Below are 21,470 nucleotides of genomic sequence, written 5' to 3' on the forward strand. Positions count from 1 at the left end.
CCCTCGCAGGCGCAATTACGGTCTGCCAACCGCGTAGACTGTTACTGGCCACCCGTAAACGGGTTATCGTTGGCCTTTCCCAGCATTGTTAACTGTTCTCCCATCTTGTCCTCTTCCAACTGATGCCGGATATACTCTGCGATTGCCTTAGTATTCTTTCCTACCGTATCTACGTAATACCCCCGGCACCAAAATTCACGGTTCCTGTACTTGTACTTTAGTTCCCCAAACTTTTCGTAGATTAGCACACTGCTTTTTCCTTTCAGGTAACCCATGAAACTTGATACCGCTACCTTGGGTGGTATGCTCACCAACATGTGGATATGATCCGGGCATACCTCTGCTTCATGGATTTCTACACCTTTCCATTCACATAACTGTCGGATGATCTTTCCGATCTCCGTTTTCTTTTCCCCGTAAAACACCATCCTTCGATACTTCGGCGCAAACACTATGTGATATTTGCAGTTCCATCTCGTGTGTGCTAAACTCTGTAAGTCGTTAGCCATCTAATGACCTCCTTTTGCTCCTTTGCAGTTGGCAGACCGCATTGGCATTATAGCAAAAGGAGTTTCTCTTTCATTCGCATAGCTATAAGCTCTCCCGAACCCCACGCCTAGCGTGGGGTTTTATGAATACAAAAAAGACTGCCTCTTCAGAGGCAGCCTTTTGCTTGATTCAGTGATTCTTATTCCTTCTCCAGCCGGATCACGTTCCAGGAAAGCGCCGGCAGCTTCACGTTCAGCTTTCCGCCGTCGATCTTTCCGCCCCGCACCTTCTTCGGTGCCACATTGTCCGGGTTTTCTTCCGTGTTCACCGCCTTGACGTCGTCATGGTGCAGCACAATGTGCTCGCCGATCTTCAGTCCCGGGAACGCGCGCAGGTCGCAGTTCAGCATAATGTCTTCCTGCATGTCGCGGTTCAGGGCGAAGATGGTCACGCTGCCGTCGTCCCCGGTCACTGCCGCGGCGTCCACCAGCGGTACCTTCTCAAAGTCCTTACAGTCATATACCGGCGAAGAGATGACCGGCCGCAGGGAGGTTCCCCGGCCGTATTTGGAAGCGTGCATCATCGGCCAGAAAATCGTCTGGGCCCATACGCCTCCGCCGTTCCGCGTCATGATCGGCGCGATCACGTTCACCAGCTGGGCCAGGCAGGCCACCTTCACCCGGTCCGCGTTCTTCAGGAAGGTAATCAGGATGGCGCCGGCCAGCAGGGCATCCTCAAAGTTGTACACGTCCTCCAGCAGCGGCAGGGCCCGGCCCCACTTGTCTGCCTTCCACACTTCCTTGTCCTGCTCATTGGAATGGTACCATACGTTCCATTCGTCAAAGGACAGGTTCAGCCGCTTCTTCGCGTGCTTCCGGCCGCGTACCGCATCGCAGATTGCCACAACTTCCTTGATGAAGTCGTCCAGGTCCATGCTGCGGGCCAGGAAGCCGGGGGTATCGTTGGTGGGATTGCCGTAGTAGCGGTGCAGGGAAACGTAGTCCACGTTCTCGTAGCACTCGTTCAGCATGGTGGTTTCCCACTCGCCGTAGGTCGGCATGTCGTGTGCCGCGCTGCCGCAGGCAACCACTTCAATGGAGGGATCCACCCACTTCATGACCTTGGCAGCCTCGTTCGCGATCCGGCCGTATTCATATGCCGTCTTGTGGCCGATCTGCCACGGGCCGTCCATTTCGTTGCCCAGGCACCACAGCTTGATGCCGAAGGGATTTTTCGCGCCGTTCTTGATCCGCAGGTCGGACCAGTAGCTGCCGCCCTTATGGTTGGCGTATTCCACCACATTCCGCGCCTCGTCCGGTCCCCGGGTGCCAAGGTTCACGGCGTACATCACCTGCGTGTTGGCCTTCTTTGCCCAGTCCACGAACTCATGCAGGCCAACCTCGTTGGTCTCCGTGGTCATCCACGCCAGGTCCAGCCGTTTCGGCCGCAGCTCCCGCGGACCAATGGAGTCTTCCCAGTTGAAGCCGGATACAAAATTGCCGCCCGGATACCGCACCACGGGGATACCCAGTTCCCGAACCTTTTGGATCACATCCTCCCGGAATCCGTTTTTGTCGGCCGTAGGATGGCCCGGTTCATAAATACCGCCGTATACCGCCCGGCCCAGGTGCTCGATAAACGAGCCGTACATCCGGGGATCCACCTGGCCGATGGAAAAGTCCCGGTCCAGGATCATTGTCGCTTTCTTCATCTGAGGGAAACTCCTTCCGTGTTATCTATCCTGAAATATCGGTTCACCGGCGTCATTATACCGGATATACCGTAAAAAGCAATGCCTGTTCGGATCACTCAGGGCGCTGCCCCGGAATCCCGGATAAGGCCTGGCATGGAAAACCAGGATATCCTTCTCGTCCTTGTTTTTTGTAAATGAATTGTGTCCCGGGCCGTACAGCCCGTTATTTTCTTCGGTCACCATCACCGGCGTCGGGGATTTCTCCCAGTCCGATGCATTCAGCGGATCCCCGCCGGTCTTCAGCTTCAGCAGGCCCATCGCATACCGTTCATCAGTCGCGCTGCCGGAATAGGTAATATACAGCCGGCCGTCATGAATCAGGCAGCCCGGCCCTTCGTTCACCAGGAATCCCTGGCATTCCCAGTCATATTCGGGAACGCTCAGCAGCACCGCGGGCAGCTTCAGCTCCAGGGCGTTCTTCATCTCCGCGATGTACAGGTTGCTGTTCCCGGGGATGCTGAAATCCCGCTGGGCCCAGATAAAATAGCGTTTTCCGCCGTATTCCACCGTGGTGGAATCAATCGTAAATGTTTCCCATCCGGTATCGATCCGTCCGGCTTCCCTGAATTCCCCTTCCGTCGGATCAGGATTCGGATTCACCAGCGCGTACGTCCGGTGGTCAAAGCGGCCTGCTTCATCCGCCCCGCCCCGGGCTGCCGCAAAATAGATCACCCATTGTCCGTCCACATAGTGGAGCTCCGGCGCCCAGATGTTGCAGCTCATTTCCCCGGACGGATGCCGGGTCCACACCGTTTTTTCCTCTGCTTCCCGCAACCCGTCCAGCGTGTTCGAGCCGCGCAGGATCACCCGGTCAAACGCCGGCACGGACGCCGTAAAGTAATACCGGCCGTCTTTGCATGTGATAAACGGATCCGCGCGCTGTTCAATAAATGGTTGCATATGATCACCCGTTCGTCAGAATTTTCCGGGAATCCCGGGCTGCCGCCGCGGCGGCAGCCCGGGGAAATGGAACCTGTCAGGATCAGATTATTCCGCAGCGATCATCGCCATCACTGCGTCGTTATCCAGCACCTGCTGGATGTCCAGGCAGCAGTTGTCAACCACCAGGCAGAAGTACACATCGCCGTCCGCCTTGATGTTCTCATAGGTCTGGGAATAGGAGCCGCCGTCCACCTTGTCGCCGAACATGCCGACGCTGACCTTGTCGCCGTCCTTCTGGACGATCACTGCGATCGTCGCGCCGTTCAGCTGCGGTCCCAGGTTGCCTTCCCATTCAGGGGTGGTCACCAGTTCTTCGTTTCCGTCATAGCCGGCGCCCCAGCCGTAGTTGTCGCTGCGCACCACGGCGTATTCAGCATAGCCTTCCGCCTGGTCCGCAGCGTGGCCGGTCGGGGTGTTCTGCAGCACGACGTTGAAGTTGTTCCAGTTGGCCGCTTCTTCACCGGCGTTGTAGTTGGTGAAGATCACGCCCGCAAACTCTCCGTCCGGAACAGCCCAGATGTCGGAATGCGCGCCCCAGAAACCGGTGGTGCAGTCTTCCGCGCCTACCGCGGTTCCGGTGATCTTGACTTCAACCGCGGGAGCGGCGGGTTCTTCCGCAGCAGCCGCTTCTTCCACCACCGGACCGCCCTTCGGGCTTTCCAGCGCGGCATTGCCCATCGCGTACAGGGCCTTTACCTGCTCGGCGTTCAGCGCGGTGTCGAACACATACAGGTCATCCACATATCCCTTGTAGATCGTGTCCCAGTAGTTGATGCCGAAGTACGCTTCGAAGGCGTCATCGCCGGGCTTCATGATGTTCGGAGCCAGCGTGGCATCCCAGGTATAGGTGAAGTAGGTGCCGTTCTCATAGTTATCCGCAGAGTCATACCGCAGTTCGCCGTTCACGTACAGCTGGGCGCCGACCGTCTTCTGGCCGTTGCCGCCGGTCTGTTCCTCGCCGGAGCAGACGATGGTGAACATTGCCCATTCACGCTTGCCGATCATGGCGCCTTCATCGGAGAAGGGAGCCATCCAGGGCCAGCAGGCAGTTCCGTCTTCCGCGTTGGAAGCCACGTTGCGGCTCCAGACAGTCGGGAAATACTTGGGCGTCCAGTTGGTCTGGGTAATGTTCATCCAGGTTACGTTCGCGGCGGTATCCGCGCGTCCCATGTTGTAGCCGATCTGCAGCGTGGGGCCGTAGTCGCTCAGCCGGTCCGCGTTCATCCAGTAGGAAACGGTCCAGACGTCGGTGTTGGTGGGCTTCAGGCCCAGGTCCAGGCCGTAGGTGCCGTCGATGTACAGCGCTTTGCCGACCGGGCCTTCGCCGTACAGCAGCTTGGCATCGGGTGCTTCCACAATGGATTTGTTCGCGCCGTCCAGCAGGGGATCATTCTCTGCCTTTTCGCCGTTGGTAATGGTTTTGTAGCCTTCGTCTTCACCGTCAAAGGTGATGTGGGCAAATGCTTCCGGCAGTTCGGTTCCTTCCGCCGCCGCAAAGCTGCACACGCTCAGTGCGAGCGCGGCACACAGGATCAGGGCAAGCCATTTCTTCATGTTGGGGTTCCTCCTTTATCATTTGGTTTTTTATTGTTTAAGCCTTCGCTTAAATCACCGTTACGAATTGTCCGCAACCATCTGCGTGTATTCCGCTACTTCATCCTCGCTCAGTACGTTGTATCCGTCCGGCCCGAAGTAGCGCAGCATCGCGTTGGCGTGGTACAGGTTGGCCATCCGGGTGGCCTCCTCGGCATAGTCCGCCGCTTTGGCCTTACCGGCGTCCACCAGGTCATGGATGCCGATGCTGTTGAAGTACTCGTCGCAGTAGTTCCAGTATCCGGCAATGGAGGTCCAGCCGTACGGGATGGGCTGCATGCAGCTTTCGAAGTATTCGCGCCAGCATTCCACATGCTCATCGTCCATGCCCTTGCAGTACATATCGATGTAGGCGTTCCAGACTTCCTCGTCCGTGGTGATCGGGCACGGCATCACGTCGTGCTTCAGGGCCAGGCCGGACTTGTTGGTCTTTGTCTCGTCGTTGTAGATCTGGATTCGGGTCTTCCAGCCGTCGATACCGAAGCTCATAAACTTCAGCAGCTCGTACGCTTCACGCGGATGCTGGCAGGCCGGGGTGATTCCGCCGAAGTCGATCGTCGCGATGGTGTGGTGGTCCTTGGAGGCGTCCTCCTCGCTCACCGCCGGCACCACGTACGGCACGATGTCCAGGTTGTACTGCTGGAAGGCTTCGGTGTTCCAGGTGCCCTGGAAGGTCCAGAAGGCTTCGGTAAACAGCGCCACATGTCCGGAAGCGCCGGCCCAGGCTTCCCAGTCATCCAGCCAGTCTTCCATCGCCTGCGTCTCGGTGGAGGGAGCAATGTATCCGCCCAGCTTCAGGTCGGAGAATTCCTGCTCGCCGACCGCCCATACGCCCAGGTCAAAATCCTTGCCGTCAAAGCCGAACTCGCCGATGATGTCCTGGGACGCCGCGATTCCGTAGTAGGAATCCAGGCGGTTGTAGTATCCGCAGCCGTAGTAGGCAATGCCGTCCGGGGAGTTCGGCACGGTCGCTTCCTTGATCAGGTCGATCATGTCCTCCCAGGTCCAGTTGCGGTCGGGTTCATCCATGTTCAGCGCTTCCAGCACGTTCCGGTCAATGTACATGCCCGTCGGGAAGAACTTCACCGGCACGGCGTAGCGGGCTTTCGTCATGAAGGTGCCGACACCCGCACTGTTGATCGTGGAGGCGATCTTCTGGGTTTCCGGATCGGAATCCCAGTAGGCGGAGATGTCGCTCAGCAGCATGTTGCTCAGTGCGAAGTCGCAGTCTGAGTACATGATGACGTCGGGCTTGATTCCGCCGCTGGAGTTGCCCATCAGGGTCAGCAGCGTATCGTCATAGGTGGAGACGTTTTCATACTGCACCGTCACCTTGATGTTCGGGTAGATCTGCATGAAACGCTCCGCCAGGGCCTGGACCGTTTCATCCTGGTCAAAGTGGAAATAGGTCAGCTCGATTTCATCCTGGGTCAGGTCGGTCGCCTTGTGGTACGTAATACCGTCAATCACGACCTCTTCCGTCTCTCCGGTCACACCTTCCGCCGCCGCAAAGCTCATGCAGCCCAGCAGCAGGGTGATGGCCATCAGACATGCCAGCAGTTTTCTGAACATGGGGAATCCTTCCTTTCATTCGAAAAATTGTTCTCTATGATACGCGCCGGGTTCCCGCCGCGGTCCATATTCGTTACTCACCGGTGATACCGGTCCGGTCGATGCTTTCCACAAAGTGGCGTTGCAGCACAAAGTACAGGATCATCAGCGGCAGTACGGCGATCAGCGTGCCGGCCATCTTGATGGACTCATTCAGGTTCGTGGCGCCGCTCGCCGCGGTCTGCGCATAGCTGGAGTAGTTCGTGTTGAAGTTCTGCAGCTGAATGATCAACGTGGTCAGGCTGCTTTCCACCAGCACGCCGTGCACAAACAGCTGCGTCAGGTAAAACTCGTTCCAGTACCACACGAAGGAAAACAGGGCCACCGTGATGAACGCCGGAGCCGCCGTCGGCAATGAGATGGAGAAAAAGCTCTTGAAGTGCCCGGCACCGTCAATCTTCGCCGCCTCCACCAGGGCCTGCGGCACGTTCCGGAAGAACTGCCAGAAGATCATGATGAAGATCGGCGCGTTCAGCCCCTGGGCCACAATTGCCGGTACGATGAACGCCCACACGCTGTTCAGGATGCCCAGGTTCGCGTACATGCTGTAGGTGGGAATCATCGTAATCTGCCGCGGCAGCACGAATGTCAGGATAATCAGCCCGATGATGATGCCCTTGCCCCGGAATTTGTACCGGGCCAGGCCGTAGCCGGTCAGGCTGCAGGCCACAAGGTTGCACAGCGTGGGCAGCCCGGCAATCAGGAAACTCTGCAGCAGGGAGTTTCCGTAGTTCATGCTGGCGCCCGCCTGCCGGTAGTTGTCCAGGTTGAAGCTGGACGGAATCCACTGGATCGAGGAATCCAGCAGGTCATCCAGCGTCATGAAGGACGCGGAGATCATGTACAGGATCGGATACAGGTAGATGAACCCGATGCAGATCAGCAGGCCGTAAATGGCAATCAGCTTGATCATGCCGTTCCGGTCGCGGGTGCCCAGCAGCAGCTTCCGGATCCGGTCTCGGTTTATCCGGCGGGTAACGGCCGCCGTTTCCGCGCGCGTCTCAGCGGACGGTGGGACGGTTGTACTTCTTTGCATGCCGTGCCTGCCTCCTTTGGATTTTCAGCACCTTCCGGCGCTCAGCCTTCGCTTTCCGGTCCGCCTTTCTCGCGTCCTTCTCATACCGGTCTTTCCGGGTCATGAATATCAGGGCAAATATGCCGACCAGCAGGAGCACCACCAGGGAATACAGCCACGCCATGGCGGAGGCGTATCCGTATCCTTTCTCCGATGTTCCGGAGAACATGGCGCTCTTGATCAGGCCGATCAGCTTGTTCTGGTCGTTCGAGGAAACAAATACGATCGTGTATACGCAGTTCAGCAGGATCATCGGCTTCAGCGACGGAAGCGTGATCTTCCAGAACATTTCCCATCCGGAAGCGCCGTCCACATACGCCGCTTCATACTGGCTCTTGTCAATCTTCTGCAGGGCGGACAGGAAAATCAGGATCGGAACGCCGGAGTACCACAGGATCGTCACCATGTTCGAGAACAGCCCGGCAATCGGGGTGGCGATCACCTCCGGCAGGAAGCTTGAAATCGCGCCGGTCACCGCCTGCGTATCGATCACGGAAATCGTGCCCGCGTTCTGTTCGGTCAGGGAGTTCAGGATCGGTCCGGATACGATAATCACCGGCAGGAAGAAGATCAGCCGGAAGAACCCCTTGCCTTTGATCTTCTCGTTCAGCATCAGCGCGATCATCATCGCGAACACCACGATCACCGGTACGGAAATCACTGTGCTCAGCAGGTAATCCACCAGCTCCGGCAGAAAATCCGGGTCACTCAGCAGGATCTGGGTGAAGTTGCCCTGCGCGAGGAACGTAAACCGCATGCCCTCCGAGGTCAGGCGGATGTTGTTCAGTGCATACCAGAAGCTCATAAACAGCGGATATACCAGGAATACTGCTGCGCCGATGATCCACGGCAGCACGAACATCACGCCCGCCCGGGCTTCCTGCTTCTCCAGCGGTCCGCGCTTTACCCGGATCCGGTTTTCCTTCTTCGGCCGGGGCTTTGCGTAGGTTGTCACTGTGCTTCACCTCCCGCCGTCCGTTCCGATACCCGGAAGGATTTGGCCCCGATGGTCTCCCCGTCCGCCGTCCGGTCTTCATCCGCATAATTCACATAGACCGTCACGCCGTTCGAGTAAGTCACCCGGCGGATCCCGCCTTCCAGTTTTTCATGGTTTTCAATCACCGCGCCGGCTGTCTTTGCGTTCAGCTCCCGCAGTTCCCGGTCAAACCGGATCACCGTCTCCCGGTATGCATCCCACTCGGTGGAATACAGGTCGTTGGAGTTCGTATAGATCAGATAGGACGAGTTCTTCTTCGTGATGTAGAAGGACGGGAATACGCCGGTTTCCGCCAGGGTCAGGAAGAGGTCCGTCTTGTTCGCCTCAAAGTTGACGTAGTCCGAATACATGGGAACCAGTCCCTTCAGTGCCATCGTGAGGAAAGGAACCTCCTCATCCGTGTACATGTATTCCGATCCGTCCAGCGGCATGTTCAGGAACGCGCTCATCGCCGGCCACTGGTACTGGAAGGGTTCCTCCAACGCCAGCTTCAGCCCGCCGGAAGCGTTCCGCAGCGCCTGTTCGTAGGCGTCCGCCCCGTCGTTCCGGGTATAGTAGGTGTCCCGCAGGCTGTAGGAGAACAGGTTCTCCGTAATTCCGCCCACCGCCAGGGCTCCGACGCCGTTCCTTTTCAGGTCCTCTGCCAGGCCGGTCAGCTTTTCCTTCGCCTTCTCCGGCAGCAGGTAGTAGAACAGGTTGTAAACCTGCTTGCTGCTTTTTTCCTTCAGGGTGGTCTTGTTCACCATCTTGGCTGCGTCATAGGTGAAGGTGTTGGTGGAGGCATTCATCCGCAGAGCGTCCACATAGGGCATCAGGACGTAATCCTGCGCGGCCGCTTCCGCAATCAGCTCCTTCAGGGCGCCGGTTCCGCCGATTGCCCCGTCCGCCGCAAAGCTTGTTACCGGCAGCGCGTAGATTCCGCCGTTCTGCCAGCCGCGGTATTCGCTCAGTACGGAGCTCACTCCGGCTTCCCGCAGCTCCGCGTAGATATCCTTCACATCCTGCACGGAGGTCATCACCACCGCGCGGGTGCCGACCAGGAATTTCTCCTGGTCCTCCGCCAGGAAGTCGATCCGCGTGCGGTAGCTGTCTTCCTGCGGTGTCACAATCCCGTATTCCTGCAGGTATTCCCGGTACCGCCGCGCCATTCCGGCATATCCGGCGTCTTCCCCGGTCAGCAGGCAGTAGCGGACGGACAGGTCATGATGGGTCCGGTCCTTTTCCACCATATCCATCTTGGTGGACCCGGACTGGTTCAGGGGCTGCTTATACACATCCCGCAGCAGGAATTTGGCAAAGCAGCGGTTGTAGCTCACGCGCATCACCCCGTTCGGGTGCGCCTCGATGGAGCAGCGTTTTTCGCCCTGTTCCACCACCGCGAGATAACCGGTCTGCTCATCCGTATGCGCGATGCCGAATACCGGCGCCGTGATCTGGTGGGGCTTCAGCACGGTTTCGTACCGGTCCCACAGGTAATTGGCCGGGGAGCTTTCCGTAAACCCGTTGTCCGATCCGTAGATCAGCTGGGAATATCCCGTCGGAAACCGGCCTTCCTTGTCGGTCAGGTGGATCAGCGCGCCGTTTCCGTCCGGAACCAGCATGTAGCCGGTCCGCTGGTCCATATAGGTTGCGCCGAACATGGGATACAGGCTCACCATGGCCATGCTGGTGCCTTCCGTTTCTTCCCGGATGGAGCTGTCCGGAACGGTCACCAGCAGCTCGTCGCCGTCCAGCCGCACCTGCAGCGTCAGCCCGAGTCCGAACTCGGGGTAGAACACCGCCACATCAAACCCGTTCTCCAGGTAGCTGTATTCCAGCGTATGCTCGTTGTTGATCAGGTCCGCCTGTTTGTAGTTCTTGCTGCTGCCCGTCAGCACGTCCAGCACGAATGCGGAATAGGTGTAACCCTTCCAGGTCTTGTTCAGCTTGCCCTGGGCGGTATGCTCGTTCAGCGTGGAGGCGATCAGCGCCCCGTTCTCCCGGTTGCGCAGCAGCAGGGAAATCGTCGGTTCATACAGGTACAGCTCATACCGGTCGCTTTCCGCGATCAGCCGGTATTCCGCGTATTCCGCGGGCAGCGCTGTCTCCGCACTCTCCGCAGCCCCGGCTGTCCCGGTGGTCTCCGGGCTTTCCGCCAGGGCGGCCGTTCCGGTCAGGAACAGCACCGCGGCCAGGCACAGCAGTAAAATCCGTCTCTTACCCAACGCGATACACCGCCTCTCCGAACAGCGCGCTCACGAACTCGAACACCTGGGCCCACAGCACGTAGATGATGAAGATAATCAGGGCCAGGATCAGCACCGTGAAGATGGTCAGGAAAATCACCTTGGCCGTCTCCTTCGCGGTGTAGTTGTTAACCTCCTTGATTCCCAGCACGATCAGTACTGCCGACCAGCCGTAGATCAGCAGCCGGATCAGCGTGATCAGGAACTGCTCGTTTGTGGTCAGCACATGGCTGAGCAGGAAGCACACCGGCGTCAGCAGGATGTACGGCGTCAGGCTGTAGCAGAAATAGGTGAAAATCTGCTTCACCCGGCCTTCGCCGTCATTGATCGTACACACCAGGTAGTTGCACAGCGTCAGCCCGGCCACGGTCACCAGGATCATCCCGATGTCGGAGAATATCTCATACCGGCCGTCCTGGATCGTCTTCTGCAGGAAGCCGCACAGGTACTTGTCCGCCAGGAACTCCAGGATGAAGATCACCAGCAGTACGGCGGAAGCGCCCCAGCTGGCGCGGCCTTCCCGGGCGATGCCGTAGCTTCCGTCAATCGGATGCCGCATGTAGAAGAAACTGTAGGCCAGGTTGTCCCGCAGGCCGCCTTCCTTCCGTTTCATCCCCTTCCGGAGCTTTTCGGAAAGCCGGATCTTCCGGTCCACGGCCTTCCATACCTTCCACAGGATGAAGGCCGCGATGGCCGCTGCGAAAATCCAGGTCACATATTTTTTCAGCCAGATGTTCCGGATTTCCCAGAAAGCGTCCGAGTATCCGGTCCGGTCCTTCGCCAGCCGCGCGTACTTCAGGGCGGTCTCGTAGTTTTCTTCCTGGAAGTAAGCCCGGCCCATGGCCCGGTTCGCCACGTCAAACAGGCTGTTCATATCCAGCACCTGCTGCAGCGGCTCCTTGCTTTCGGTATACCGGCCGATCGAGTACAGGTACAGGGCTTCATGGATCAGGTCCGTGAATTCCGTCGGCTCAAACACCTGGATCATGCCGGAAGCGGAGTCCAGCACATACAGCCGGTCCTGTGCGTCCACGTCGATCGCCGAAACGGTCGTGAACAGGCCGATCCGGTTGTTGCCGTCATCCTTGCCGCCGTAAACGAAGATCAGTTCCCCGTCGTTGTTGTACTCGTAAACGAATCCCTTCTGGTCGGCCACATAGATGTTGTTGTGGTTGCCGGCCGCGATGGAGGCGGGAATATCCACGCTTTCGGCGCTGTCAATCAGGTTGATGCCGGCGATGTTCAGCCGTTTCACGGTCTTCAGGCCGTCGCCACGGGTTACCGTATAGATCAGGCCGCGCGCGTCAATCGCGAGGTTGTCCGGCGTGGCGGGGATATTGCTGACCATCTTGGCCCGCTGGGCTTCCGTCAGGATCGCCCGGTAAATGATCGTCCGGAAATCCGCCGAGGCATAGTTGGTGCCGAAATAGCCCAGGAACGTTCCCCCGTCGATCGGTGAAATCTCCACGATACCGTTCGTGTTGCTCTCGCAAATCACAAACAGGATTCCCGCGTCATTCACAACCACCTTGATCGGCATGAAGGAAAGCCCTTCGCCGTACAGCGGGTTGTCCGGCTTGCCGTAGGTATTCAGCAGCGTCCCGTCCGGGCCGAATTCAAACACCGCTTCCGCGTCCCGGTCCGCCGCGTATACATGCCCGTCCTTCGTCACAAACACGCCTTTGGGGGTCTGCAGCGTGCCCTTCCCGATCTCGGCCTTCAGGGTTCCGTCCGCCGTTCCGGCCAGGATGCGGTGGTTTTTCGTATCCGCCACATAGATCGTGCCGTCATCCGTTACAAACAGGTCGTCCGGACTGGAGAAGGACTGGTCGCCGAACTTGACGATCGCCTGCTTTGCCAGGTATGCGGTCTGGGTTTCCTGGATGTCTCCGTAGCCGTTCACCGTGTAGGTGACGTAGGGCGTATCCGCCCCGGCCGCGGAAAACAGCATCAGGAAAAGCACCAGCGCTGCCAGCAGCCCCGCGGCAAATCTCTTCCCGGTTTCAGCATTCCTTTTCACGGTTTCTTGTCCCTTCCCGTCATGCATGTCACTTGATGCCGGAGGTCGCCATGGTGTTCATCACGGCGTTCTGGCAGATGATAAACAGAATCAGGTTCGGAATGAACATGATCAGCGACGCTGCTGCCGCGACGCCCTGGCCGGCCACGCCGTTCGAGGCGTTCACCAGCGTGTTCATGTAGAACGTCAGCGTCTTCATGCTCTCGTCATTGGTGAAGTAATTGGAGGTTTCCAGGTTCGTCCATACCTGCTGGAACACCAGCACCATCGCCGTGGCCACCGCCGGCTTGATCACCGGCAGGATGATATGCCAGTACACCTGGATATCCGTTGCCCCGTCCAGGTGGGCCGCTTCAATCAGGCTGTCCGGTACCTGGTCCACAAACTGTTTCACCAGGAACAGGGCCACCGGCATGGCCACCAGCGGCAGCACATGCGCCAGCACCGTGTCGATCATCCCCAGCCGGCTGATCACCATGTACCGGGGGATCAGGACGGCCGTTGCCACGAACATGATGGCGATCTGGTTGATCTGCAGCATCAGGTTCCGCCCGCGGAATTTGATCTTCGAAAACGCGAATGCCGCGCCGGTGGTCAGCAGCAGGCTCAGCCCCACCGTCAGCACCGTCACGATCAGCGAGTTGAACAGGTACCGCGTCAGCGGGATCCCGGCGCTCCGGGAGAACTTGATCAGCTTGGTAAAGTTGTCCAGCGTGGGATTGCGGACAAAGAATGTCGGCGGAAAAGCGAACAGCTCCTCCATCGGCTTGAACGCGTGGTTGACGATAAATACAATGGGCAGCGCCATGAACAGGGCAAGCGGAAGAAGAATCAGCAGGATCTTGATCTGTCCGCGCTCAAACCGCTGCGGGTTGATATGCCGTCCCCGGTATGCCATGGATTCCCTCTCCTTTCCGCTCAGTCTTTGTCGGTCAGCAGCCGGTTGGCCGCCTTGGAGAATATCTGCACAATCAGCAGCAGGACAACGGACACTGTTGCGGCATATCCCATCTCATACCGCAGGAAGCCGTAATCCTCAATGTGGTTCACAATCAGCTGCGCCGCGTATCCGGGGGACGGGTTGCCCGTCAGCAGGGCGGAAACCGTTCCGTTCTGGAAAGCGTTCACTACGGCCATGACCGCTGCGAACAGCATCTGCGGCTTCATCTGGGGAATCGTGATGTAGATCATTTCCTGGAACCGGTTGCTGATGCCGTCAATCGCCCCTGCCTCATACAGGGACTCGTCGGAGTTCGCGATACCGGCAATCATGGCCAGGAAGCCGATGCCCATCGAGGACCAGAGCCCGATGATGATAACGATCGGCAGCAGGTAATTCGTGTTCACCAGCCAGATGATGGGCTCGTCAATAATCCCCAGGCTCATCAGCCAGCTGTTCAGCAGTCCGGTCTGGTCGCCGGAGAAAATCACCTTCCACAGCACGGTCATTGCAACGCCGGCCGTCAGCGACGGGGAGTAGATAATCAGTGCCAGCACCGTCCGCACCCCGCGGGTCAGGTTGCACAGCATCCACGCCAGCAGGAAGCTCAGGATGTATCCGCCGATACCGACCACCACCGCGTACAGCACGGTGTTCGGCAGCACGAACTGCATGAACACCTCGTCGCTGGTCAGCAGGGTAATGTAGTTCAGGAATCCGACCCACCGCGGCCATTCGATCGCGTTGAAGTTCGTAAAGGAAAGCACCACGGCCAGGATGACCGGGATCAGAATGAAAACCAGGAAAATCAGCGCGTAGGGCGCGGCAAACAGGAGCCCGCTCAGGTTGTTGCGCTCCCTCCGTCCTACGGCTTTCCGCCTGCTGGTCAGCTCTGCCATACTGCCTTATCCTCTCTTATCGTCCCAGGATTTCACGTACCGATTCCATCGTCGGAATCCGGTACTCCTTCATCACGTTTCCTTCCGCGTCCACATATCCGAATTCTTCCAGCTTCCGCTTGATTTCCCGGTTGATCGTCTTCACGGCCCGGTCAATCCGCGTCTGCTCGTTCTCGCCGTTCACCACAATATCGTTGAAGGCGTTGCTCATTTCCCGCTCCAGCATGTAGGTTCCGGGAACCCGGGCCACGTCCACCACATTTTCGGCAAACTGCCGCACCACCATCTTGTCCTCGGTGTCCCAGGGCAGCAGGTCAAACGCCTCCAGGTTGGCCGTCGGCCAGATGTATTCATCGCCGTAGATGCTCTGCACCATCCGGCCGAACAGTGCCTGGATTTCCGTGGTGGACCACCAGCGGATGAATTCCCATGCCTTCTGTTCCCGCTCCTCCGTGCTTTTGAATATCACGGTGCTCTCAGCGCATCCGCAGGTCGTCCGCGCGATGCTCCCGTCTTCCTGCACCGTACCCGGAATCAGGGAGATCGCCCAGCTGGAATCCAGCTCCGGCGCCGCGTTCCGGATCAGGTTGTAGGTGAAAAAGTCCGCAATGCCGATCGGCATGTCCCCGTTCCGGAAATGCTGGTAGAAGTTGTCCACGCTTACCGGCATGTTGTAGATCGTAAACAGGTCGGTCAGCGTCGTGAAGCCCTTCACGGATTCCCGGCTGCCCAGCGCGGTTCCCTGGTCGGCCGTGCCGTAGTACAGGGCGCCGCTGTTCTGCACCAGCAGGGGCGTTGTCCCTTGGAAGTTCCGCATGGAGATCATGCCCGCCGTCGCGTAGTAGAAGTTCAGTCCGCGCATCTGCAGTTCCGGCAGCAGATCGATTACGTCGTCCATCGTGTCCGGCACCGGCAGGTTCAGCTTTTCCATCACGTCCGTCCGGTAGAACAGCACCCAGAAGTTCATCGTCTCCGGCATGGAGAACACTTCGTCCCCGATGGTTCCGGTCAGGAAGAACCCGGGCTCGTATACGGAGGCCGTTTCCCGGAAGCCCTCAAAGGACGTCATGTCCTTCAGCGCTCCCCGGATGGCCAGTTCATACGGGATCGTGTAGTTGATGCCCGTCGCCACATCCGGCGCGCTGCCGGAAGACCGCGCCAGCACCAGCTTGTACTGGTCCGGCATCACCGACAGGTCCACCTGGATGCCGGTTTCCGGCGTAAACCGCTCGTCAATCAGCTTCTGCATAATCTGCACATACTGGTTGGACCGGTTCACCCACACCTGCAGGTGTTCCGGATCGGTATTGGCGATGGAATACCGGCTGCTGGTAAAGGAGGAGGAGAACCGCTCAAAGTTCTTGGAGAAGGAAGCGCCGAATCCCGCTGCCTCCGGCAGGGAGGCGCCCTCCTGGTACAGCCAGATCCGGTCAATCGCCAGGTTGTTCCGCAGCAGGCTGTCCACCGTGTTCGCCAGGTACTGGTTGGCGGAGTTGCTCGAGGAGCTCAGCTCCCCGATCCGGTATGGAATCTCATCCGGGCTTTCCGCCAGGCTTTCCAGCTGGCGGGCGGCAATCAGCATGGAAGCCATCGCCGCCACATTCTTCCCGCCCGGGCTGTAAATCCGGTATCCGTTCTCCAGCTCCCGCAGCCTCGCGGCGTAGCCGCGCAGGGTTTCCGTCAGGTTCGGGATATACCGGCTCAGCTTCAGGTCGCGGTACTTGTCTGCGTTGGTCCCGGCCACCTTCGTGATCTCCAGCGCCAGGTCGTTCACGCCGTACATGATTTCATCCAGCGCTTCCATCGCTTCCCGCAGCGGTGCGATGGAAATCCGCAGGCTCAGTTCGTGGGTTCCTTTTGTCAGGTAAACGCTCAGCTTCTCCCCGTCCGCGTTCTGCAGGGTATGCCGCTGCCAGGACGCGCCGTATACCAGCGGATAATCGCCGAAGGCCCGGGAAGGAATCTCCCCGTCCACGAAGATATCCGCGAACACCGGGAAGTCCGTCTTGTCGCTCTGCCGGTAGTTCAGCGCAATGTAATACCATCCGTCTTCCGGGATTTCCGCCTGCCAGGTCACCCGGTCCCCCGCGTTTTTGAAGGAATCCGAGTCAATCGTGTTCAGGCGGGTATGCTCGACCTCATAGGGTTCGATCGCCGCATCATATTCCATCACGCCGTGGATGGAGGAGCTGTTCGCGCTGAGGAATTCCTCCCCCTGCAGCGTCACCAGGGCATTTCCTTCCGCCGTGTGCGGCGCTTCGGCTTCCGGGATTTCCGGTGCGGCACAGAATGTGATGTTTCCCAGCAGGAAAGCTCCCTCCGTCACCGTCAGCGCCAGCTCATGGGAACCGGCGGCCAGCTCCAGCAGCAGCGGGGCTGACCGCCTTCCGGTTCCGTCTGTGAGGTATTTGGTGTTCCACTCCGCCTGCTTTGTCGGAAGGGCCACCATTTCGTCGCCGTAACGGTCGTAGGAGGAGGTCGCCGTACGGTTCCAGGTTGATTCAAACTTCAGGCTCCTGCATTCATAAAAAGGAAAGCTTCCGTCCACGCCCAGGGCAATCCGGTCAGGCAGCACGGTCTGCTGGTTTTCCTCGGCGCCGGGATTGTAGGAATAATAGTCCAGGCGTACGGCATACTGTCCGTCGGCGGGAATATCGGCGTTCAGGACAACCGTATTGCCGTACCGGACGCGCAGCACCTTCGCGGCGCCCGCATATCCCATCATCTCATCGGTCCATTCGGCTCCGCCCGCGTCGGTCACGGATTCATCCACTGCCAGCGGAATATCGTCCCCGGTGTAAACGGGCAGCGTATAACCGGCGGATACCTTCGTGTAATTATGGGAAATCCGCTCGCTGACAAAGATCTCCCCGCCGGTCGTTTCCCCGGCAGCTGCCGCGCATCCGGAAAATGCGATGCAGATCGCCGCAATCCATCCTGCCGCCCTTCGTCCCGTGTTCTTCACGCCTGCCATGTGTTTCTCCCCCGTGCCTGAACGGTCTTCCGTCTGTCAGTCGCTTTGTTAACATTATCGTTAACATGATCGTTAATGTTTTTGGGTAAATTACTATTGTACTTTTGTTGTCCACATGATATAATGCCGTCAGAAAAAAGTCAACCGTTTTCAGAAATTTTTTGTCCGGTTCCGATGAAGCCCTTGATATTCAACGGTTTCATGCATTTTGTCGGTTTCCCGCCTGCCGGTCATCATTCCTGGAGGATGATTGAAATGAGATTGCTTTCCCTCTTTTTGGTTTTCTTCATGCTGCTCCCCGTTTTTTCCGCAGGTGCGGAAGAGGATTACTCCCCTTCTGTGGAAGGGATTGCCCTCGGCGCGGTCAACGCCCGCACCGCCGTGCATGATCCGTCCATTATTGCAGCGGACGGGGCATACTACATTTTCGGTTCCCACATGGCGGCCGCCCGCTCCGAAAATCTCCGTTCCTGGACAGTGGTGGCCACCGGCTATTATTCCGGCAACCGTGTCTGGGGGGATATTTTCGCTGAGGACAGCCATGTGTTCGATTATGCCGGCGGTCCGTCCAGCCTGATTCCCACCGATGACAGGAGGCATCACGTCTGGGCGCCGGATGTCATATACAACAAAACCATGGGCAAGTACGTCATGTACTACTGCACCTCTTCCACCTGGAACGCTTCCAATATATGCTTCGGCATCTCTGATTCCGTTGAGGGGCCCTACACCTGGCAGGGCCGCATCGTCTGCTCCGGGTTTGACAAGCGGATTGCCGCGCAGACGGACGCGGCGCAGGTCGTCGGGGAGGACTGGATCAAATCCCGCTACCTCACCCTGGCCGGCGGCTACAATTTCCGGGAATGGCCCAACGCCATCGATCCGTCCGTCTTTTACGACGCGGACGGCCGCATGTGGATGGTCTATGGTTCATGGTCCGGCGGCATTTTCATTCTGGAAATCGATCCGGCCACAGGGTATGCCATCCATCCGGAAGCAGATGACGCAGCCGGCATCGACCCTTATTTCGGCAAACGCCTGCTCGGCGGCGGGCACCACTCCATCGAGGGGCCGTACATCCTTTACGACGAGGCCGCCGGGTGGTATTATCTCTTTGTCTCCTATGGCGAGCTCCAGGCGCACGGCGGTTACCAGATCCGGGTCTTCCGTTCCCGTACGCCGGACGGGGAATATGAGGATATGAACGGCACCCGTCCCGGCAAATCCGCCCACGCTCCCTTCGGGCTCAAGCTTTCCGGTAACTACATCCTGCCCTCCGTACGTACCGCCTACATGGCTACCGGTCATAACAGCGCCCTGATCGATGCAGACGGCAAGCGGTACATCTGCTATCACACCCGTTTTGCCAACGGTTCGGAAGGCCACCTTCCCATGGTCAAGCAGTACGGGCTCAACGCGGAAGGCTGGCCGTGCCCCCTTCCCTATGCCACCCGGAAGGAAGACCTGCCCGATACCGTGGACCCCGCTTCCGTCCCCGGCCGCTATTATGTTATCAACCAGGGGACGTATATCAGCGATAAAATTGCTGAACCCTTCATCCTGTACCTCCGCGGGGACGGAACCGTCGGCGGGGAAACCCTGTCCGGTACCTGGCATGTGGAGGATGGCTCTGCGTTCCTCCGCCTGTCCCTCGGCGGTACCGAGTACAGCGGCATCCTGGCCCGCATGCAGGATGACGCCGGAACCGAAGTTTCCGTTTTCTCTGCTGTCGGGAACAACGAGAGCATCTGGGGTGTAAAGTATGACGAATAAGGTGCGCTCCGTTCTCGGGCGCGTACTGCAGTTCCTGGTAGTCACCGCCGGAATCTTCGCCTGGTGGATGGCGGTTCTGCTGCTGGTTTCCGTCTTCACCGTCAACATCTGGCATATTGCCTTTACTTCCATCGTATTCATTTCGCTCGGGCTCACCGGAATCTGCGCCGCCGTTTACCTGGCGGTCATGCTTCGCCGGGCCCGGCCGTCAGGAGGTGCCTGAACTTGGGCAAGGATCCGAACAGACCGGTCACCCTGCAGGATATCGCGAAGGCCACCGGGTATACGATCAACACCGTTTCCCGCGCTCTCAAGGACAAGGATGACATTTCCCGTGAAACCTGCGCCTATATCCAACGGGTCGCCCGGGAGATGGGCTATGTCCGCAATTACCTGGCCAGTTCCCTTCGTTCCGGGCGGACAAAAACGCTGGCGATGATCGCCGGGTCCATGATGAACCCGTTCTATGCCATCCTGATGGACCTGATCCAGCGGGAAGCGGTTCAGTACGGCTACACGCTCTTTATTCTCTGCTCGCAGGATGATCCGGAAGCTGAGCTGAAAGCGGTGCAGATGGCCCTTTCCCGCCAGGTGGACGGCATTCTCATCACCCCATGTTCCTTTGAATCCCCCGCTCTGTCCCTCCTGCGGGAATCCCATATCCCCTTTGTCCTCCTCAGCCGTTTCCAGGAAGGATCCCGGGACGACTGTGTCTACTGTAACGATGAGGAAGGCGGCTACCTGGCTGCCCGCCACCTGATCGAAACCGGTCACCGCAAAGTGGCCATGCTGTCCCACCGCCAGGTGGTCTTCTCCTCCCGCAAGCGCTTCACGGGCTTCCGGCAGGCCTGCCTGGATGCCGGCATTCCGGAGGAGGATATCGGCTATGCCTGCCTGCAGGATCCGGATGAAATTCTCGCTCAGCTGAAAGCCTGGATCGCCGCCGGATTCAACGGGCTGTTCTCCTTCTGTGATGTGGAAGCCTGGGGCACCATTACCTTGCTGGAAAACAATGGCTTCCGCGTGCCGGACGACCTGCACGTCATCGGCTTTGACAATATCCTCGGATACATCAACTTCACAAAGCCGATCTGCTCCGTGGACTGCCACCTGCAAGATGAAGCGCGCATCGCGATCGAGCTTATCCGCAACCGGATCCATGACCCGTCGCTTCCACCGCAGCAGGTCATCATCCCGGTCGACTTTGTCTCCCGGTGCCGCTGAGCCCGGCATCCGGAAAAATACGGAAAACATACAGCCCGGAGGAATCTCCGGGCTGTTCACCATTTGCAATATCCGTCAAAAACATGTAAAATACGCGGCATACGGAGGTGATTGTTCATGTGGCACCTGGTCAGTGATACCAGCAGTGATCTCTACACGGTTGAGGGCGGCGAAGGCGTCTTCGATTTTGCCACCATTCCCTTCTCCATCCGCATCGGCGGCAAGGAATACATGGATGACGAAAACATCAATATCGATGAAATGCTGACGGCGAATGAAAACCATGCCGAACAGGCGCAGACCTCCTGCCCCTCCCCGGAGGAATTCGGCGAAAAGTTCCGCGCTCCCGGTCCCGTCATCGCGTTCACGATTTCCAGTGCCCTCTCGGGCACCTACAACAGCGCCTGCATCGCCCGGGATATGATTCTGGAGGAAGAACCGGACAAGCAGATCGCCGTCATTGACAGCAAGGCCACCGGTCCCGAAGAGGCAATGCTGATCCTGAAAGCCCGGGATCTGATCCTCGCCGGCACTCCCTTCGCGGAGATCGAATCCGCCCTGAACCAGGCAGCCGCGAAGATCCATACGATTTTTGCCCTGTCCTCCTATCATAACCTGATCAAATCCGGCCGTGTCAGCCGTCTCATCGGCTTTATCGCCGGCCACCTCGGCTTCTGGGGCATCGGCATCGGCTCCGATGAAGGTGAAATCGTCATCCGCGGCAAAGCCCGGGGCGAAAAGTCCATGGTCCGCTTCCTGGTGGATGAGATTGCCCGCATTGGTCTGGCCGGCAAGGAAATCCTCATCAGCCACTGCATGAACAGCGAAAGCGCCCAGCTCCTCAAGAAGGCGCTGGAGGAACGCTTTGAAGGCATCCGCGTCGCCATCATGGCCACCCGCGGGCTCGACAGCTTCTACGCCGAGCGCCACGGCCTGATCATCGGTTTCTGATTCC

At 58.5% G+C, this 21,470-nt stretch carries 16 protein-coding genes; 4 read left to right on the top strand and 12 right to left on the bottom strand.

What is annotated here, in order from left to right; genetic code table 11:
- Positions 1-41: 41 nt before the first annotated feature.
- From tnpA to JNO48_03710, 12 genes are all read right to left on the bottom strand, one after another.
- Positions 42-509 (bottom strand): IS200/IS605 family transposase, encoded by a 468-nt coding sequence (gene tnpA / locus JNO48_03655; protein QTE69018.1) that lies wholly within the window; start codon positions 507-509, stop codon positions 42-44.
- 179 nt (positions 510-688) lie between these two features.
- Positions 689-2,200 carry an alpha-N-arabinofuranosidase gene (locus tag JNO48_03660; GenBank protein ID QTE69019.1) on the bottom strand — a complete coding sequence of 504 codons (1,512 nt, stop codon included), beginning with the start codon at positions 2,198-2,200 and terminating at the stop codon, positions 689-691.
- A 21-nt stretch (positions 2,201-2,221) separates the two neighbouring features.
- Positions 2,222-3,142: a family 43 glycosylhydrolase gene (locus JNO48_03665; GenBank protein QTE69020.1), complete on the bottom strand. Its 921-nt coding sequence runs from the start codon at positions 3,140-3,142 to the stop codon at positions 2,222-2,224.
- 87 nt (positions 3,143-3,229) lie between these two features.
- The gene (locus JNO48_03670) at positions 3,230-4,738 is read right to left on the bottom strand and encodes a hypothetical protein (protein ID QTE69021.1); all 1,509 of its coding nucleotides are present in this window, start codon (positions 4,736-4,738) and stop codon (positions 3,230-3,232) included.
- A gap of 60 nt (positions 4,739-4,798) precedes the next feature.
- Complete coding sequence (locus JNO48_03675; GenBank protein ID QTE69022.1) at positions 4,799-6,349, bottom strand: carbohydrate ABC transporter substrate-binding protein; 1,551 nt, start codon at positions 6,347-6,349, stop codon at positions 4,799-4,801.
- Positions 6,350-6,422: 73 nt separating this feature from the next.
- Complete coding sequence (locus JNO48_03680; GenBank protein QTE69672.1) at positions 6,423-7,325, bottom strand: carbohydrate ABC transporter permease; 903 nt, start codon at positions 7,323-7,325, stop codon at positions 6,423-6,425.
- A gap of 64 nt (positions 7,326-7,389) precedes the next feature.
- Positions 7,390-8,325: a sugar ABC transporter permease gene (locus tag JNO48_03685; protein QTE69673.1), complete on the bottom strand. Its 936-nt coding sequence runs from the start codon at positions 8,323-8,325 to the stop codon at positions 7,390-7,392.
- Between the two features lie 89 nt (positions 8,326-8,414).
- Positions 8,415-10,664, bottom strand: a complete 2,250-nt coding sequence (locus tag JNO48_03690) for a hypothetical protein (GenBank protein ID QTE69023.1) — start codon at positions 10,662-10,664, stop codon at positions 8,415-8,417.
- Positions 10,657-12,732 (bottom strand): YIP1 family protein, encoded by a 2,076-nt coding sequence (locus JNO48_03695; GenBank protein ID QTE69024.1) that lies wholly within the window; start codon positions 12,730-12,732, stop codon positions 10,657-10,659. The genes JNO48_03690 and JNO48_03695 overlap by 8 nt, the downstream gene beginning before the upstream one ends.
- Position 12,733: 1 nt before the next feature.
- Complete coding sequence (locus tag JNO48_03700) at positions 12,734-13,603, bottom strand: carbohydrate ABC transporter permease (GenBank protein QTE69025.1); 870 nt, start codon at positions 13,601-13,603, stop codon at positions 12,734-12,736.
- Between the two features lie 20 nt (positions 13,604-13,623).
- Positions 13,624-14,544 (bottom strand): sugar ABC transporter permease, encoded by a 921-nt coding sequence (locus JNO48_03705; GenBank protein ID QTE69026.1) that lies wholly within the window; start codon positions 14,542-14,544, stop codon positions 13,624-13,626.
- A 16-nt stretch (positions 14,545-14,560) separates the two neighbouring features.
- Positions 14,561-17,518 carry an extracellular solute-binding protein gene (locus tag JNO48_03710; GenBank protein ID QTE69027.1) on the bottom strand — a complete coding sequence of 986 codons (2,958 nt, stop codon included), beginning with the start codon at positions 17,516-17,518 and terminating at the stop codon, positions 14,561-14,563.
- Between the two features lie 255 nt (positions 17,519-17,773).
- Between JNO48_03710 and JNO48_03715 the strand changes: the two genes are divergently transcribed.
- From JNO48_03715 to JNO48_03730, 4 genes are all read left to right on the top strand, one after another.
- Positions 17,774-19,291: a glycoside hydrolase family 43 protein gene (locus JNO48_03715; GenBank protein QTE69028.1), complete on the top strand. Its 1,518-nt coding sequence runs from the start codon at positions 17,774-17,776 to the stop codon at positions 19,289-19,291.
- The gene (locus tag JNO48_03720) at positions 19,281-19,514 is read left to right on the top strand and encodes a hypothetical protein (protein ID QTE69029.1); all 234 of its coding nucleotides are present in this window, start codon (positions 19,281-19,283) and stop codon (positions 19,512-19,514) included. Before JNO48_03715 ends, JNO48_03720 begins: the two co-directional genes overlap by 11 nt.
- A 2-nt stretch (positions 19,515-19,516) precedes the next feature.
- The gene (locus tag JNO48_03725; protein ID QTE69030.1) at positions 19,517-20,515 is read left to right on the top strand and encodes a LacI family DNA-binding transcriptional regulator; all 999 of its coding nucleotides are present in this window, start codon (positions 19,517-19,519) and stop codon (positions 20,513-20,515) included.
- Between the two features lie 117 nt (positions 20,516-20,632).
- On the top strand, positions 20,633-21,466 hold the full coding sequence (locus JNO48_03730; protein ID QTE69031.1) for a DegV family protein: 834 nt from the start codon (positions 20,633-20,635) through the stop codon (positions 21,464-21,466).
- The last annotated feature ends 4 nt before the right edge of the window (positions 21,467-21,470 follow it).

The organism is Clostridiales bacterium (assembly GCA_017569285.1).
GTDB lineage: Bacteria > Bacillota > Clostridia > Christensenellales > Aristaeellaceae > Aristaeella.